Source organism: Streptomyces sp. NPDC005963 (genome assembly GCF_040638655.1).
In the GTDB taxonomy this organism is placed as follows: Bacteria; Actinomycetota; Actinomycetes; order Streptomycetales; family Streptomycetaceae; genus Streptomyces.
Genome location: NZ_JBEXVD010000014.1, coordinates 1 through 16,293 on the forward strand (window position 1 = coordinate 1; position 16,293 = coordinate 16,293).

A 16,293-nucleotide genomic window follows, 5' to 3' on the forward strand; every position below is an offset into this window, starting at 1 on the left:
TTTTTTACTTATCCGGCCACCACCGTTAACTACACCTTCGTGTTAAAACACTTCCCCTCCACCACGCTCTTCCGACCCCGCGCGCCGATCGGCGCGCGGAACAGGGCCGTTGGGGAAGGCCGGCGACTCTGTGGAGCCGGTCAGTCTATGGTGGCCACGCCTCCCCATTCGAGCCACTCGTGCGTCTGCTGCACGGGAGCGAGATCGCTGTCGGGCCGCCAGGTGGAGACTTCGACGAGCCCGGGGTCCAGGATGTTGAACCCCTCGAAGTAGGCGGCGACCTCGCGTTGTTCGCGGACCCGGCCCCAGTGGCCGCCGGTGGCCTCGGCCATGAAGTCGGTCACGAACTTGCGGATCTCGGGCCGGTCGCTGACGAGCTGACACACGACCAGACAACTGCCCGGCACCAGCTTCTCGGCCACCCGGCGGACCAGGGCCGCCGGGTCGTCCTCGTCGGGGATGCAGTGCATCACGGAGACGAAGAGGGCCGCGACGGGCTGGGTGAAGTCGATCAGCCGGGTCGTCTCCTCGTGGGTGAAGATGCCCTCGGTGTCGCGCATGTCCGCTTGGATGACGGCCGTACGGTCGTTCTCGTTGAGCAGGGCACGGCCGTGGGCGAGGACGATCGGATCGTTGTCGACGTAGACGACCCTCGACTCCGGAGCGACCGCTTGGGCGACCTGGTGCACGTTGTCCTGGGTCGGCAGACCTGAGCCGTGGTCGATGAACTGGCGTATGCCGTACTCGCTCGCCAGGAGCCGCACCACTCGCTGGAGGAAGCGGCGGTTGTTGACCGCCAGTTCCTTGGTGCTCGGAACCTGCTTCAGCAGTTCTTCACATGCTTCGCGATCCGACTCGTAGTTGTCACTACCCCCCAGGTAGTAGTCGTACATCCGAGCTACGCTCGGGACGGTCGTGTCAATGGCGTCCGGGCGCCATGACTCCCCACGCATCCAGCCCTCACCCGCGTTTCTTCAACAGGAGCTACAGGGCGACCATGCTAGGGAGCGGGTGCTTCCCCGGATAGGTCATCCGAGCAGGATCGACCTTACGAGAGACATTTTCAGCCATATTCGTACACGCATCCGGAGTTCGATCCAACCCCCCACAGACGGGGCCATGGAGCTCGCACGGTGACAGTGACCCTGTTCGCATGGCTTTGGGTGGGACGGGAGCGGCCGTCGTGTGCACAGACGCCCCCATGGCCACCTGTTGATCTTGGCCGATATCCCGGCACCCCCGTCACGGGAGTTGCCGCACCGTCGACCAGGCCCACACCTCGGGGACCGCGAACACGGGAGTCCACAGCCGTGGACCCTCGGGCCCGCAGGGTGGGTGGTTGAACGTTTCGCCAATCGTAGCTTAGGCTTCCCTAAGTCGATCAGGGCTGCACTGCTCCGTCATGTCCGACATGCCGCAACGGCCGTGTCATCCCTCGCCCGCAACGCATCGACCACTGTGCACTTCAACTCCATGAGGAACATCCATGCTCGGGTTCACCCGCGTGCGTCGTCGCGCGCTCGCCGCCGCGGCCACCGCCGCAGCCGTAGTCCTCACGATCGGCGGTTGCTCCTCCTCCGGCGAGAGCGACAAGAAGACGTCCGAGAACTCCGAGAAGAGCGGGGGCGCGTTCCCCGTTTCGATCAAGAGCGCCCTCGGCACGGCCGACATCCCCGCGGAGCCGAAGCGCGTGGTCACCCTGGGGCAGGGTTCGACCGAGACGGCGATCGCCCTCGGCCACACCCCCGTCGGCATCGAGAGCTACGCCTGGGGCAGTGACAAGACCGGCTACCTCCCGTGGATCCACGAGGCGGTCACCAAGGCCGGCGGCAAGCTGCCCAAGCAGTTCGCCGGTGGCGAGGAGATCGACTTCGAAACGATCACCGAGCTGGACCCCGATGTCATCCTCGCCCCCTGGTCGGGCGTCACCCAGGAGCAGTACGACATCCTGAAGGACATCGCGCCCACCGTCGCCTATCCCGACCTGCCCTGGTCCACCAACTGGGACCAGCAGATCGAGATCATCTCCAAGGCGCTCGGCAAGCCGGCGGAAGCCGCCAAGCTCAAGGCGACCATCGAGAAGCAGCTGGCCGACGCCGCCAAGACCCGGCCGAACTACAAGGACCTCAAGTTCTCCTACATCTACAACACCGGTCCCGGCACCCTCGGCGTCTTCCAGGCCGAGGAGCAGCGGGTCAAGATGGTCTCCTCCCTCGGGCTCACCGTCGACCCGGTGGTGAACACCTTCAAGGAGACGAAGGGCACCGACTCCGCGCTCATCGGTCTGGAGAACGCGGAGAAGCTGAAGGACAGCGATCTGATCTTCACGTTCTACAGCGACGAGAAGAACCGCAAGGAGATCGAGTCCCAGCCGCTGTACAAGGCGATCCCGGCGATCCAGAAGGGTGCCGTGGTGGTCGGTGACAACAATCCGTTCGTCACGGCTTCGTCGATCATCAACCCGCTGACCGTCCCGTGGGTCATCGACCGTTATCTGCCGCTGATCGACAAGGCCGTCGCCGCCGCAGGCAAGTAGGCGCACCCCACAGATGGCTACGGTCACTCCCGTACCGCCGAGCAGTACCACGCGCCGTGGTACTGCTCGGCGGGCGTATGCGCTGGTCATCGGACTGGCCCTGTTGGCGGTCACCCTGCTCGCCAGTGTGATGGTCGGCAGTCGTCCGACGTCACTCGGCGATGTGCTGGATGTGCTGTCCGGTACGGCAGACGTCCAGGTCACGACCATCGTCGAGAGCCGCTATCCGCGGACGGCGCTCGGTGTGCTGGCGGGTCTGGCCCTGGCCGTGGCGGGCACGCTGATGCAGGGCGTCACCCGCAACGCACTCGCCGAACCCGGGCTGTTGGGCATCAACGCCGGTGCATCGGCGAGCATCGTCACCGCAACCGCCTTCTGGGGGGTGACCGGCAACACCGCCGTCATGTGGTGGGCGCTGCCTGGGGCTCTGGTCGCGGGCATCGCCGTCCAGGTCATCGGGTCGGTCGGCTCCAGCAAGAGCCAGGTCAGACTGGTGTTGGCGGGCGCAGTGCTCTCGGCCGTACTGATGGCATACATCCAGGCGGTCACCCTCAGCAAACCGCAGGTGTTCGACAGCTACCGCTACTGGGTGGTCGGGGCGCTCGGCGGCCGGGACTTCGACGTGCTGCAAGCGATGCTCCCCTTCGCCGCCGCCGGATTCCTGCTCGCCGTCCTCCTCGGACGGAGTCTCAATGCGCTGGCGCTCGGGGACGCCACCGCAGCCTCGTTGGGCGTGAACCCCTGGTTGGTCCGCGGGACCGGGCTGCTCGCGGGCACCGTGCTCAGCGCCGCGGCGACGGCGGCCGTGGGCCCGATCGCCTTCGTCGGACTGGCGGTGCCCCACATCGTGCGCGCTGTGGTCGGGGTGGACTTCCGCTGGCAGATCGTGTTCTCCGCGGTCGCGGGACCCACCTTGCTGCTGTTGGCCGACATCGCGGGGCGGGTGGTGATGCGCCCCCAGGAGTTGATGGTGGGAGTCGTGACCGCCTTCGTCGGCGCCCCCGCGCTGCTCCTGGCCGTACGCAGGATGCGGGGGAACGCATGACGAATCCACCGACCGTCACTCCCCCGCCGCCGAGCACGGCGAAGGTCCCGGCGCAACGCACGATTGAACGTCCCGTCAGGGCTCGGACCGTGCTCACCCTGGGACGAAGGGTCGCCGTCCCCTTTCACCGGGTGGCGCTCGTCACCGCCGTCGCCCTGCTGATCCTCACGGCCGCCGCCTCGGTCGCCACCCTGTCCCTCGGTCGACTCGGCATTCCGCTCGACGAACTCGGCGCCGCGCTCTCCGGTGGCGCGGAGGGCAAGAACGCCTTCGTCCTGGAACGGCTGCGCGGCCCGCGGCTCGTCGTAGCCCTGGGCACCGGCTGTGCGCTGGGGGTGTCGGGGGCACTGTTCCAGTCCGCCACGCGCAATCCGCTGGGAAGTCCCGATGTGATCGGACTAGGCGCGGGAGCGGGTGCGGGTGCGGCCTTCGCCGCGCTGTTCCTGCCCGGCGTCGTACCGGTACCCCTCGGGGCGCTGTTGGGAGCGGTCCTCGCGATGGGACTGGTGTACGTCTCCACGGGCACCGGGTTCCGCAATCCTGCCCGGCTGGTCGTGGCGGGGATCGGTGTCGCGGCGATCTGCACCGCGGTGACGCAGTACGTCGTCTACGCCATGGAAAGGGACAAGGCGTCGACCCTGTCGGCGTACGTCAACGGCAGTCTGTCGGCGCGTTCCTGGGACGACGCGACCACGATCTGGGTCGTGGTGCTCTGCACCGCACCGCTCGTGGCCCTGATCTCACGACGTCTGTCGATGGGCGAGATGGGGGACGACATCGCCCAGGGGCTGGGGGCGGGTCCCAAGAACACCAAGACGTTCGCGGTCGTCCTCGCGATCGTGCTGTCCGCGGGTGCGGTCAGCGTGGCCGGCCCCATCGCCTTCATCGCCCTGACCGCACCACAGATCGCACGGCGGATCACCCGGCTCCCCGGACCGCACCTGTTGCTGTCCGCCCTGACCGGTGCGCTGCTCCTGGTCCTGGCAGATCTCTGCGCTCAGCAACTCCCCCTCTTCGAGAACCTGCCGGTTGGTATCTACACGATGGCGATCGGCGGCGCCTACCTCGGCTATCTGCTGATGAGCGAGCGGCGTAAGGGAGCACTCTGAGTGACCTGAGTGATCCGGTCGGGTACGGGGGATTCTGCCGATGCATCGAGGCCGGTAGCACTCACCGCGACGGGTACGCGCAGCAGGCGGCCGGAGGATTTCCCTCCGGCCGCGCCGGGTCGGCCTCACCGATCAGAGACCCGCCAGCACGCGATCCGCACGGGTCACCTGGGTGCTGATGTCCCGGACGACCGCGTCCAGTTCGCTCCGGTGGCGCTCGATGGCACGCCGCTGGTACGCCGCATCGACCGCGGACCAGACGCCGACGACATTGGTCTCCCGCTTGCAGGCGACGTCCGTACGTGCCAGCGCGATCTCCGCCCGGCTCGGGGTCTTGCCGGTGTACTGCGCGGAAGCACCGGGCGCCTCGGTCGGGTCGGCGTATCGATGGCCGTACCGCTCCATGCAGAGGGACCAGGCACGGAAGACGGCCACCACCCGGGCGTCGCGTTGCGACTGCTGGTGACCGCCGATGTTGATGGCTCCGACGAGCTCACGATTACCGATCTTGCCGGGGTCACCTGAGAGCGCGGCGGTGGCCTCACCCAGGCATCCGCCCCGAGGAATCGTTCGCCCGTCACGATCCTTGGGCACGGGCGAACCGTCGTGTTCCGCTCCGGTCGCCACCACCATCACGGCCTCGGGCGGGGCGGGTGCCGGCGGGCCCTTCTTCCGCGTGCGCGCCAGGGGCGAACCCGGAGCCGGATGATAGCCGTACCGCGCCGCCGCGGTCGGATCGGTCAGGCCGTATCGGTGCGCCGTGTTGGCCGGGTTCAGCGTCCCGGTCTCCGCGGACGCAGCGGGCACCGGCCAACTGTGCCCGAAGCGCCGCATGCAGGAAGCCGTCAGAACAGCCCGTGCCCGGAGCACCCGGCCGACCTGGCGATCGGTGAAGAGGTACCGCTCGACGGGCAGTACGAGGGAGTCGACGGAGAGCAGCACGTCCACCCGTCCGACCCTCGGCGGGCTTCCTGCCGCTCCTACGTCCCGGGGTTGCTCACCCGGTGAGCAACCGATGGCGGTGGCGAGCAGAGCGACGGAGGTGACGAGCGCGCGCTGTCCGCGGGTCGTGCTCACGCGTTCCTCCCTGGGGACGGGGCGGGGTCGGGCGTGGGGGCGGCCCGCCCGTGCGAACACGGGCGGGCCGGACACAGCTCACTGCCACCAGCTGAGTGATGCGTTGTTGTTGCGCACCCCGCTGTTGAGCGCGCGGGCGTTGCCGGGGTAGAAGTCGTCGTACGGAGCCGGGCCGCTCGCGTTCTGGTTCTCGTTGTAGTAGATCCGAGCGGTCCAGTTGGCGTCGTTGTTCCAGGCTCGGTAGACGTTGTTCTTGACCTGCTGGCCACTGCCTTCGCCACCGGCGGCAAAGGTGTGGCCGGCGAAGTCGTTCACCCATCCCGCGTACTTGCTCCACGAGCTGTTGGCGGACGCGCTGTAGTAGAGGTAGATGTTCCCGTCCCAGGCCGCGGCCCGCTGGAGACCCTTGGATGCCGATGCGGACTCGGAAGCGGAAGCAGGTCCGGTCGCCAAAACGGCCGTTCCCGCAAGGAGGGCCGCTGCGGTGACGAGCGCCCCTGCTGTACGGCGTACAGATGTCATGGTGTCCTCCGTTGCCGGGGTGTCGGCAGAGGCCGTCGGCGGCCTGTGACTCCACCCCGTGGTGCTTGACATCGACGCTAGGAGCGGTTCGTCGGATGTCCCATCTCTTTCGGTTCTCGCCGAAATACACCTCATGGCGGATTTGGTACTACCGTCCCGGGCAGGGAGCCGGAACAGTGGAGCACCTGGGATAGCAGCCTTTTCACGGGGGTACGTTCGTGCTGCGCATCCACTTCAGTGCGGAGGACCTCAGCCGGATCCGGCTGGCACCGGGACCTGATCCCGCCTGGGAGACACTGCTGAGCCTGCATGTCCTCGCAAGCCACGACAACGATATCGGGATGCTCGGCTGGCGGACCCGGATGCGAGGGTCGCTCGATCCCTCGGCTCGTCCGCTGCTTCGGCTTGCTCCTCCGCGGGGGTACTCGCCCGACTTCCTCACCCCTGCCGCCGGGACCACCTGTACCGAAAGCGGAATCGAGGCGATCCTCTCGACTCCTCGCACACAGCTTCGTACAGATCTCGCCACCCTCGGTCAGGAACAGCGCCTTCCGTCCTGGGCGGACGCCCTTGCACAGGGCGATCCCGGCGCGCTGCGCGGGTTGGGGTCGGCGCTGCGGCGCTATCAGCGGCAGGCGCTGGAGCCGCATTGGACGCAGATCACGTCAGCGGTGGACGCCGAACGATCGGCGCGGGCCCGAGCGTTCCTCTCGGGCGGTACGGAGGAGCTCTTGAACAGCCTCCATCCGGCGGTGCGTTGGAGTCCGCCCGTCCTGGAGGTCGCCTACCCCCATCCGCAGGACCTCTTCCTGCAAGGGAGGGGACTGTTCCTGGTGCCTTCGTACTTCTGCCGGGGGACGCCCATCTCGCTGCGGGACGGTTCGCTCACTCCCGTGCTCGTCTATCCGATCAATCGGGACGCACACTCTCTGACGCTGGATCAGACCGCCTATGCACCTGGCGCCGACACGCTGGCGCGGCTGCTCGGGCGTACGCGTGCGGCCACCCTCCTGTTGATCGCGGATGCGCAGGATGCGACCGGTGGCGAGATCGCCCGGCGCCTCGACATCTCTCCTGCCTCGGCCAGCGAACACGCGACCGTGCTGCGCGAAGCGGGGCTGATCCGGAGCCTTCGGGTGCGGAACACCATCCGTCATACGCTCACACCGTTGGGCGTGGAACTGCTGGAGGGGCCGCTTCCCGCAGGCTTCGGAAACGGCGCACGGTTGGACGCCCACTGCTGATCGCCCCAGGTGCTCACTTGCTTCTGGGTGCCGGTGCCCTCACCGTACTGCGCCCCGGGATCGCCCCGGGGGTGCAGCACGGTGGGGGCAGTCCCCGGGGTCAGATGCTGAACCGTTCCTTCGCCAGCAGCGGCTTGACGCGGGCGGCAAAACCGCCGGTCCGGAAGGGGCGTTGCAGCAGCCCCGGCCGTAGTTCCTGGGCCAGAGCGGCAATGATCATGCCCTGGTCGAGCGCGAGGACGAAGTCACTGACCCGGCCCGTTCGCACATGGATCGAGTCGCGGAATCCGTACCGCTCGTCGTAGGCGTCGAAGTCGCGTGCGATCGCCTTGAGGTTGGCGATGGCTTCCCTGCGGGCGTAGGGGAGGGCGAGGAAGGCGGCATGGGGCGTGACGACGGAACCGGACTGGTAGCCCTCGACCTGCATGCCGATGACGTCGACTCCATACTCGCTGTAGCCGCCTTCGGGGATGTCGGCGGGTGAGAACCCCCAGTATCCGTACTTCTCCTCCGACAGCCCGTGCTCGATCTGAGAGCGCACGTAGCGGTGGTGCGTCACGCCCCATGAACGCCTGGCCCACTCGGGCTCGGGAACGAACAAGGGCACCATCAGCGCTTCGAACATCGAGCCGCCCCAGGTGGGGACGAGTTTGCGGCCCCGATGGGTGTAGTGACCGTTCCAGATCCGGACCCCGTCGACGGTGGTGTACGAGCCGCCGGGCTTCTGCTCCTGCTCGTGCTCGGGGAGCATGGTGCGCAACAAGTGCCAGTAGTGATCGGTGGGGAGCGACCCGTCGGCGATGCCGAGGTAACTCGCCATCCGGGGCTCCGTGTTGAGTGCGCCGTAGTGGTGTCCGGTCGGCTCGCCGGTGTCGGTCCAGAATCCGCCGCGCAGTTGACCAGGACCCTTGACCGGGTCGGCGGGGTCGTAGGGGGTGTAGAAGGTCGACCAGTCGGCGTCGGCGAGGATGCGGCCGACGCGGCGGCGCAATCGCGGGTCCGCGTCCGCCGCAATGATCAGTCCGGTGACGAGCCACGCATTGTCGACGGAGGAGAGGAAGGGCCGGACCGGCGTGCCGTTCTCGGGCCAGGTGGTGAGGACGGAGCCGTCGTACGCGTCGTACCAGTTGAGCCAGAAGCCGCGGTGGCGTTCGAGCTTCTCGATGGCCGCCACCATCTGGGCCAGGCGCCGCTGCATGGTGGTGCGGCTGATGACACCCAGTCCGCCGGCGGCGACGGTGGACCAGAGGCCGCAGCCGATGTTGGTGGGCGAGGTGTTCCGGGACGGGACGGGGCGCCCCGCGACGGTGATGTCAGCCTTGTCGGCAGTGAGACCGAAGTCGGTTGTCAATGCCTCGATCGAGTGATGGGTATCGCGGAACCACTTGCGGAGCAGCGGTGTATCAGAGGCATCTCGCGAGGGATTCTCAGCAGTGGACACCTTGGGGGCGTCCGAGGCGAAGGCGGGCGCGGCGAGTGCCGGCAGGGAGAGGGCGGCTGCGCCTGCCCCGGCGGCGGTCAGGAGTGTGCGGCGGTCGAGACGGTCCATGGACTTCCAGCTCCCGTGGGTCGGTATGGAGTCATGTCGTGGGTACGCGGTGTGATCCGGGCTCGGGGGCCGCCGTCCTGGCACGACGGCGGCCCCCGAGCCGGGTGGGGGGTTGCGCCCCGGGCGGTGCCGTCCTTCGACAGCACCGACCAGCTGCGCAGTGGGGCAACCGGTGGGGCGGGGAGGCTCCTTCACCTCGGGCGCGCCCGCCGGTTCTGAAGCGGTGGGGGTCCCTTCTTCTGGGCCGTTCCAGGCACATGGCCCTTACCGGGCACACAGTCCTTGCCGGGCACACGGTCCCTTCCGGGCACACAGTCCTTGCCGGGCACGCGCGCTCCGGCTCGATCCGAAGGCGGGCCCTTCGGTCAGTCGAGGGCGAGGCGCAGGAAGCGGATGCCCGGGTTGGGCAGATCGATGGTGAGCAGGGCGGCTCCATCGGCGTTGGCGACGAACGCGGGGAGTTGCTCTTCGGGCAGTCGGTCGGCGGCGCGCAGTTTCTCCCACTGCTGGGCGTCGGGCCACTCTCCGCCGTCGAGTTCGTTCCAGACCGCCTGGATGTTGGCGTGCCGTTCGTCCACCCGGCGCGAGACGACGCGGTAGGTGGCTCCGGGGCGCAGCCCGTCGACGTGGACGGAGACGGTGCGATCGAGGGACCGGTCACCGTCGATCTTCGATTGGTCGAGCGTTCCGTTCCAGACGAGGAGGTCGAGGGTGGAGGCGTCCTCTGCCCGGGTGGCGATCGCCTCCACCAGGGCATCCGCTCCGTCGCCGGAGACGGCGACCGGGATGCGCCCGCCTGCCAACTGCGACAGGAGGTAGAGCGCCCAGAACCGCGGCTTGCGGAGGTTTCCGACCGTCAGGAGTCCGAATCCACCATGGAAGAGTCGGTGTGGCCAGCCGAGCTCCTCGAACTGGTCTGACGCGACCCAGTAGGCGAGGCAGTCGGTGGAGGCGAGGGCGCTCTTCATACCGCGCAGCACGAAGGGGGCCGCGAAGACGGAGTCGCTCACCCGATGGAAGTGCGTGGGGGTGACGCCCCACTCGGTCCAGAGGATCTCCGGCTCGGGCCGCCCCGTGGTTTCGGCGAAGGCGCGTGTCATGGGCCGGAAGTCGAGGGGAGCGTTGCCGTAGGTGTGGGTGGAGACGAAGTCGACCGGCACGTCATGGGTTCGGCAGTGCTCCAGCAGGGCGCCCACCCAACCGGCGGCTGCGGAGGAGGGGCCACCGACCCTGATGCGCTCGTCGATGGCCTTGATCGCACGCACGGCCACCTCGTACAGCCGGTGGTAGTCGTCCTGGGTGCCGTTCCAGAAGACTTCGAGGTTGGCCTCGTTCCACACTTCGAACTCCCAGCCCGCCACTTCCTCCTTGCCGTAGCGCTCCTGGAGGTGGAGGACGAGGTCGCGACAGAGGTCTCCCCAGCGCTGCCAGTCGCGGGGGGTGGAGACCAGCGCACGGTAGTCGAAGACGGTGTACTCGGGGTCGGTGGCGAGTTCCTTGGGCATGAAGGAGAGCTCGACCACCGGCTTGAGCCCGGTGGCGAGGAAGCGGTCGTAGACCTCGTCCAGTCCGGAGAAGTCAAAGGAGCCGTCGGCCCGCACCGACACGGTTTCCGGGAGGAAGGTGCCGTGCGCTCGCACGCTGCGCACCCCGATCTCATCGCGGACGATGCCCAGCGCCTGGGCGTACTCCAGGGCGACGTCAGAGCCACCGGCACCCGGCTTGTCCCAGGCCAGCAGCGAGAAGTGTTCGGCACCGATCATGCGGTTCCACACACGGGGCAGTTCGCTGCTGGGTGCGGAGGCGTCGAGGGCCACGGTGACCGCGGCAGGTGTGGCGCCCTCCGCGCGGGCCCGACCGATGGCCGGCTCGGAGAGCTCGCCCGCACCGTTGTCGGACCAGGTGGCGACCTTGTAGTGGTAGGTCCGTCCCGGTGTGGCCAGGGTGTCGGCGTAGGGAGGGTGCGGCACAGCCAGTACATCGCCCCCGAGGTGGTCAAGTGGTGCGTAGGGGCCTTCGGCGCTGTCAGCACGGTGGACGAGGTAGCCGATCGCTCCTTCCACGGGCGTCCAGTGGAGGAGCACCAGTCCGGTTCCGCCTTGAGCGGTCAACCGTCCGGGGGCGGGCAACTCCCCCACCCCGGTGAGACGGGTGTCGCTGGGCTTGCCGATACGGGAATCCCAGTCGACATGAGCGGCAGACTTATCAGTCATAGCAGAACAAACCTCAGCATTTTGGGTATGGGGAAGTGGGCAGTGGTCGGCTCGGGTCGCACGATCGGGCGCTCCCCGAGTTCGACTGCGCGCCGAGCAGTGGAGGGGTCCCGTTTCATCGGGTGCTGCTTCCTGCCGCGGGTCCTACTTCAGACCGGCAGTGGCGATGCCCTGAGTGAAGTGCCGCTGCAACACGGCGAAGACCAGGAGGACCGGAAGGACCACCAGGAAGGAGCCGGCCATCAGAACACCGTTGGCGCCATTGGCCCGGTTGGGGTCCGTGGCGAAGGTCGCCAACGCCACGGGGAGGGTGTACTTGTCGGGGTCGTTCGTCGCGATCAGCGGCCAGACGAAGTTGTTCCACGACTGGAGGAAGGTGAGGATCGCCAGGGTGGCCAGGGCCGGCTTGACCAGCGGCATGACGATCCGCCAGAAGATGTACCACTCGCCGGCACCGTCCAGCCGAGCCGCTTCCAGCAGCTCGTCGGGGACGGACAACATGAACTGACGCATCAGGAAGACCCCGAAGGCACCCGCGGCGAAGGGCAGTACCAACCCCGCATAGGAGTCGATCAGTTGCATCTTGCTCATCAGCACGAAGAGCGGCAGCAGCATCAGATTGCCAGGAACCATCAGGGCACCGAGGACCAGCCCGAAGAGCTTGTTACGGCCGGCGAAGTTCAGCTTGGCCAGGGCATATCCGAGCATCGAACAGAACAGCAGATTGGAGAGCGTCACCAGGGCGGCGACGATCGTCGAGTTGAGGAAGTAGCGGGGCAGATCGAGCAGTTCCAACAGCTCGCGGAAGTTGGCGAGCGTCCACTCCGTGGGGATCCACACCGGCGGGCTGGCTGCGAGATCGGGCTTGGTCTTGAAGGCCGAGAGCACCATCCAGACGAAGGGCGCAGCCATGAGCACCAGGCCGAGCCCGAGCAACACATAGGCCGATGGCCTCTTCAGTCGTACGGCGCTCATGTCGTGTTGTCCTTCAGCAGACGGAGCTGGAGCACGGTGATGCCCATGATCGCGACGAACAGGACATACGCCATGGCGCTCGCGTAACCCATGTGGAAGAAGTTGAAGCCCTCGCGGTACATGTTGAGGGAGACGGTCAACGTGCTGTTGGAAGGGCCTCCGTTCGTCATCACGAACGGCTCCTCGAAGACATTGAGATAGCCGATGGTGGTGATCACGGTGGCGTACAGCAGGGTGGGGCGCAGCAAGGGGACAGTGATCAAGCGGAATTCGTTCCATGCGCCTGCGCCATCGAGCCTGGCAGCCTCACGGACCTCATGGGGAATCGCCTGGAGGCCGGCGATGAAAAGGACCATGACGGTGCCCAGGTTGCGCCAGATGGCCATCACGATCAAGGACGGCATGGCGAGTGTTTCCGATCCCAGGAAGTCCGGGGCCGTCATGCCCAACTCACTCGCAACTCCGGCTACCAGGCCATCCGCTGGATCGAGGACGAAGCGCCAGACCACGGCGATGGCGACGATGCTGGTGACCACGGGAGCGTAGAAGCCGATACGGAAGAAGGTGCGCAGTCGATCGATGCCGTTGTTCAGCAGCACGGCGATGACCAGGCCCGCGGCAATGGTCAGCGGCACACCGACGACCACGAAGTATGCGGTGTTGAACAGGGAGGTGAGGAACTTTTCGTCCTGGAAAAGCTTGGTGTAGTTCTCGAAGCCAATGAACTTGGCCGACAGCGGATCGGTGACATTGCGCAGACCGAAGTCGGTGAAGCTCATCACCAAGGTGGCCAGGATGGGAAGGGCCATGAAGACGGCGAACAGTACGAGAAAGGGGGTGGAGAACAACCACCCTGCCACATTCTGTACGCCGGCCCGACGTCTTTGAGGCCGTGCGCCGGACGGCGAAGGGTGAGCCGCCGCGCCCGCCTTCTCCGCCGGCGTTGTGGTGAGCGTGTCCATGGGACTACTCCACGAGGCCCGAGGTCGCGGACTGCATCTTCTTCGCGGCCTCTTCCGGGGACGCCTTTCCCTGGGTCACCGATTCGATCGCCTCGTCTATCTTGGCGCCGATCTCGGCCCACTGGGCAAGCGCTGGAATGGCCTTGGCGCTCTCCATCTGGGTCCGGAAGACCTTGAGGTTGGGGTCGCTTGCCAGCTTGCCCTCGCTCCACGCACCCTGATGAGCGGGCAGGTCGGTGGTGCGCTCGTACCAGTCGGCCTGCCCCTTGGCGTCCGTGAGGTGTTTGATGAACTCACGGGCAGCTGCCTTGTGCTTACTGTCCTTGGAGATCACCAGGTTGGAGCCGCCGGCGAAGGATGTGGACGAGGTGCCTGCGGGCATGGGGGCAGCTGCCCACTTGCCCTTCAGGCCGGGCTGGTTCTCGGCGATGTTGGTCGTCTGCCACGGCCCGGACATGAACATCGGCACGCTGTCGTTGCCGAAGTCCTTGATCACGTCATAGCCGGGCTGAACGCTCTTCTTCGCAAGGCCCTTGTCGAAGTAGCTGGCGTACTCCTTGAGGGACGTCACCGCCGCCTCGCTGTCCAGTGCGGGCTTGCCGTCCTTGATCAGTTCGCCACCCGCCGAATAGAAGAACGGCAGCCAGTTCTGCCAGGCGTCGAGGTTGTAGGGCTGGAGGGAGATCCCCCACTTGGTCCCCGCCTTGTCCTGGTAAGCGCTCGCGAGTTTCGACAACTCGGCCCAGTTGGCCGGAGGCTTGGCGACGCCGGCCTGCTGTGCCAGGTCGGTGCGGTAGTAGAGGACACGCGTGTCGACGTACCAGGGCACACCGTAGACCTCTCCGTCGACGACATTGCCCTCCCATGCGGCCGGGAAGAAGTCGTCCTTCTTGAACTCCTTGGTGTCCACCGGTTCCAATACGCCGAGTTCGGCGAACTCCCCCATGAAGGTGGAGCCCATCTGCGTCACGTCCGGCAGGTTGCCGGCCGCGGCGGCGGAGACCAGCTTCTGGTGGGCGACGTCCCAACCGATCGGTGTCACCTTGACCGTGACGTGGGGGTTGACCTTCTTGTAGGCGGCGGCGACTTCACCGAGTTTCTCGCCTTCGGTGCCCATGGCCCAGACGGTCAGCGTCTGCTTCTCGTCGGCTGCGAGTCCTGCACCGCCCGAACTCCCGCAAGCGGAGATTCCGAAGGTGGTCGCTACCGCCACCGCGATCGAGACGGTTCTGGCCGTGCGGTGCATGGGCGCTCCTCCTTGAGCCTGCCGGCACGCGTTGAGCCGGTGATGTATGCGCTGCCTGTAAGCGCATACATCACCCTGCGGCAGGCTCCGAGACATCCGCAAGAACCCTGGGGATCACGCTTCCATAACGGCGATGATCCGCGCCTACCCGATGTGGCGATCGCTAGACGTCCGATGTGCGGGAGAGGGCGCCGGCGGTTCGTGACGGCTGCCCCCTCGTGGGACGGCGGCGAGCCGCCCCCGTCGAGCGAGCGGGCACAGTCGACCGTCCACCCGTAGAGGGCACCGCACACCGAGCTCAAGACCGTGCCCGGGCCCGCCTGGCGAGCCCCATTTCCAGAGAGGTGCGCCGGCCCGCCCCGATGCGCCGATCCGGTCGGTCAAGCGCCGCCGGTTGCTGATGCGATGGGCCCTGAGTGACCACTCGGCGGGCTGGAGGACACAGCCCCCTCGCCCTCCCGACCTCCCGTGTGACCCGGTGTGACCTGGCCGTGAACGCGCCGATCCAACCGATCTCCGAAGCTCAACTATGGAGAGTTTTGCTCGATATTTCCCACACCCACAACGAAAAGCTTCAACCGAGTCTTCAAAGATACCGTTGAATCCATGGTTATCGACATCAAGGACATTGCCCAGCCCTTCGACGTATCCGCCGTCCTGGGGCTGCTCTCCACCCGGCCTCGCCTGCTCGCCCTCGGTGAGCCCACTCATGGCGAGGACGCCCTGCTCGACCTGCGCAACGACCTCTTTCGTCAACTCGTCGAAGAAGAGGGGTACCGAACAATCGCGATCGAGAGCGACTGCATGATGGGCCTGGTCGTGGACGAGTACATCACCGTGGGCACGGGCACCCTGGACGAGACGATGGAACACGGGTTCAGCCATGGCTGGGGCGCTTCATCGGCCAATCGTGAGCTCGTGCGCTGGATGCGCGCCTACAACGACGGCCGGCCCGCGTCCGACCAACTCCACTTCGTCGGCTTTGACGGCCCGTTGGAGACCACAGGTGCCGCGAGCCCACGCCAGGCCCTCACCGCACTTCACACCGAACTCTCCACCCGGGTGGATGCAGAGCTGCTTCCCTGCACTGGGGAGACGCTCGACCGCCTCCTCGGCAGCGACGACCGGTGGACCGATTCCGCCGCGATGATGGACCCGACCCGGTCCGTGGGACAGTCGGCCGAGGCCGGCCGACTACGGCTGCTCGCCGACGATCTGGCAGCGCTGGTCGACATGCAGACGCCGCATCTGGTCGCGTCGATCTCACAGGAGGATTGGGACCGGACGCGCCTGTACGCACGCACCGCGACCGGCCTCCTCCGCTACCACCACTGGATGGCCGACACCTCACCGGCCCGTCTGACCCGGCTGGTGGGTCTGCGGGACCAGATGATGGCCCACAACCTCCTCGCCGTCACAGAGCGGGGCCCTGCACTCGTCCACGCGCACAACTCGCATCTCCAGCGGCAGAAGAGCACGGTGTCGATGGGCGGAATGTTGCTGGAGTGGTGGAGCGCAGGTGCACTGGTGAGCGCCCGACTCGGTGCGGAGTACGCCTTCGTGGCCACGGCCCTCGGCACCATCCACCACCAAGGAGTGGGTACGCCTTCGCCGGACACCCTCGAAGGACTTCTGTACGCACTCCCGGAGGACCGCTGTCTCCTCAACGCCTCGCGACTCTCCACCGCCCTCGGTTCCGCGCTGCCCGCGCCCCGGGTATCCCCCTGGTTCGGCTATGCCCCGCTCAACCCGACGCACCTGGTCGGGAACGACGGCCTCGTGTTCGTCAAGGACGTCCCACAGAGGTAGGGCCAC

Annotated in this window: 13 protein-coding genes; 5 read left to right on the forward strand and 8 right to left on the reverse strand. The window is 67.0% G+C overall.

Annotated features, from left to right (window positions below; all coding sequences use genetic code 11):
• Nucleotides 1-140: 140 nt before the first annotated feature.
• Nucleotides 141-953 (reverse strand): SAM-dependent methyltransferase, encoded by an 813-nt coding sequence (locus ABZ348_RS19580; protein ID WP_358934652.1) that lies wholly within the window; start codon nt 951-953, stop codon nt 141-143.
• Between the two features lie 533 nt (nt 954-1,486).
• Here ABZ348_RS19580 and ABZ348_RS19585 point away from each other — a divergent pair.
• The 3 genes from ABZ348_RS19585 to ABZ348_RS19595 are packed head-to-tail and all read left to right on the forward strand — an operon-like array spanning nt 1,487 to nt 4,690.
• Nucleotides 1,487-2,536: an iron-siderophore ABC transporter substrate-binding protein gene (locus ABZ348_RS19585; RefSeq protein WP_358934654.1), complete on the forward strand. Its 1,050-nt coding sequence runs from the start codon at nt 1,487-1,489 to the stop codon at nt 2,534-2,536.
• A 13-nt stretch (nt 2,537-2,549) separates the two neighbouring features.
• Nucleotides 2,550-3,581 (forward strand): iron chelate uptake ABC transporter family permease subunit, encoded by a 1,032-nt coding sequence (locus ABZ348_RS19590; protein WP_358934655.1) that lies wholly within the window; start codon nt 2,550-2,552, stop codon nt 3,579-3,581.
• Nucleotides 3,578-4,690, forward strand: coding sequence for an iron chelate uptake ABC transporter family permease subunit (locus ABZ348_RS19595; protein ID WP_358934656.1), 1,113 nt, complete (start codon nt 3,578-3,580; stop codon nt 4,688-4,690). Before ABZ348_RS19590 ends, ABZ348_RS19595 begins: the two co-directional genes overlap by 4 nt.
• 132 nt (nt 4,691-4,822) lie before the next feature.
• On the opposite strand, the gene ABZ348_RS19600 is transcribed toward ABZ348_RS19595, so the two are convergent.
• Both ABZ348_RS19600 and ABZ348_RS19605 read right to left on the reverse strand, forming a co-directional pair.
• Nucleotides 4,823-5,767 (reverse strand): hypothetical protein, encoded by a 945-nt coding sequence (locus ABZ348_RS19600; protein ID WP_358934657.1) that lies wholly within the window; start codon nt 5,765-5,767, stop codon nt 4,823-4,825.
• Between the two features lie 78 nt (nt 5,768-5,845).
• Nucleotides 5,846-6,289 (reverse strand): hypothetical protein, encoded by a 444-nt coding sequence (locus ABZ348_RS19605; RefSeq protein ID WP_358934659.1) that lies wholly within the window; start codon nt 6,287-6,289, stop codon nt 5,846-5,848.
• Nucleotides 6,290-6,507: 218 nt separating this feature from the next.
• Here ABZ348_RS19605 and ABZ348_RS19610 point away from each other — a divergent pair, with 218 nt between their 5' ends.
• Complete coding sequence (locus ABZ348_RS19610) at nt 6,508-7,533, forward strand: winged helix-turn-helix domain-containing protein (protein WP_358934661.1); 1,026 nt, start codon at nt 6,508-6,510, stop codon at nt 7,531-7,533.
• A 100-nt stretch (nt 7,534-7,633) separates the two neighbouring features.
• Here the strand turns inward: ABZ348_RS19610 and ABZ348_RS19615 are convergent, their stop codons facing one another.
• From ABZ348_RS19615 to ABZ348_RS19635, 5 genes are all read right to left on the reverse strand, one after another.
• Entirely contained in the window at nt 7,634-9,082 is a 1,449-nt protein-coding gene (locus tag ABZ348_RS19615) for a glucoamylase family protein (protein ID WP_358934663.1), read from the reverse strand.
• A gap of 365 nt (nt 9,083-9,447) precedes the next feature.
• The gene (locus ABZ348_RS19620) at nt 9,448-11,295 is read right to left on the reverse strand and encodes a glycoside hydrolase (protein WP_358934665.1); all 1,848 of its coding nucleotides are present in this window, start codon (nt 11,293-11,295) and stop codon (nt 9,448-9,450) included.
• A gap of 144 nt (nt 11,296-11,439) precedes the next feature.
• The gene (locus ABZ348_RS19625; protein ID WP_358934667.1) at nt 11,440-12,270 is read right to left on the reverse strand and encodes a carbohydrate ABC transporter permease; all 831 of its coding nucleotides are present in this window, start codon (nt 12,268-12,270) and stop codon (nt 11,440-11,442) included.
• Nucleotides 12,267-13,232 (reverse strand): sugar ABC transporter permease, encoded by a 966-nt coding sequence (locus tag ABZ348_RS19630; RefSeq protein WP_358934669.1) that lies wholly within the window; start codon nt 13,230-13,232, stop codon nt 12,267-12,269. Before ABZ348_RS19630 ends, ABZ348_RS19625 begins: the two co-directional genes overlap by 4 nt.
• A 4-nt stretch (nt 13,233-13,236) precedes the next feature.
• A complete protein-coding gene (locus ABZ348_RS19635) occupies nt 13,237-14,478 on the reverse strand; it encodes a sugar ABC transporter substrate-binding protein (RefSeq protein WP_358934671.1) in 1,242 nt (413 codons plus the stop codon).
• Between the two features lie 606 nt (nt 14,479-15,084).
• On the opposite strand from ABZ348_RS19635, the gene ABZ348_RS19640 reads away from it, so the two are divergent.
• Nucleotides 15,085-16,287 (forward strand): erythromycin esterase family protein, encoded by a 1,203-nt coding sequence (locus ABZ348_RS19640; protein ID WP_358934673.1) that lies wholly within the window; start codon nt 15,085-15,087, stop codon nt 16,285-16,287.
• Nucleotides 16,288-16,293: the final 6 nt, after the last annotated feature.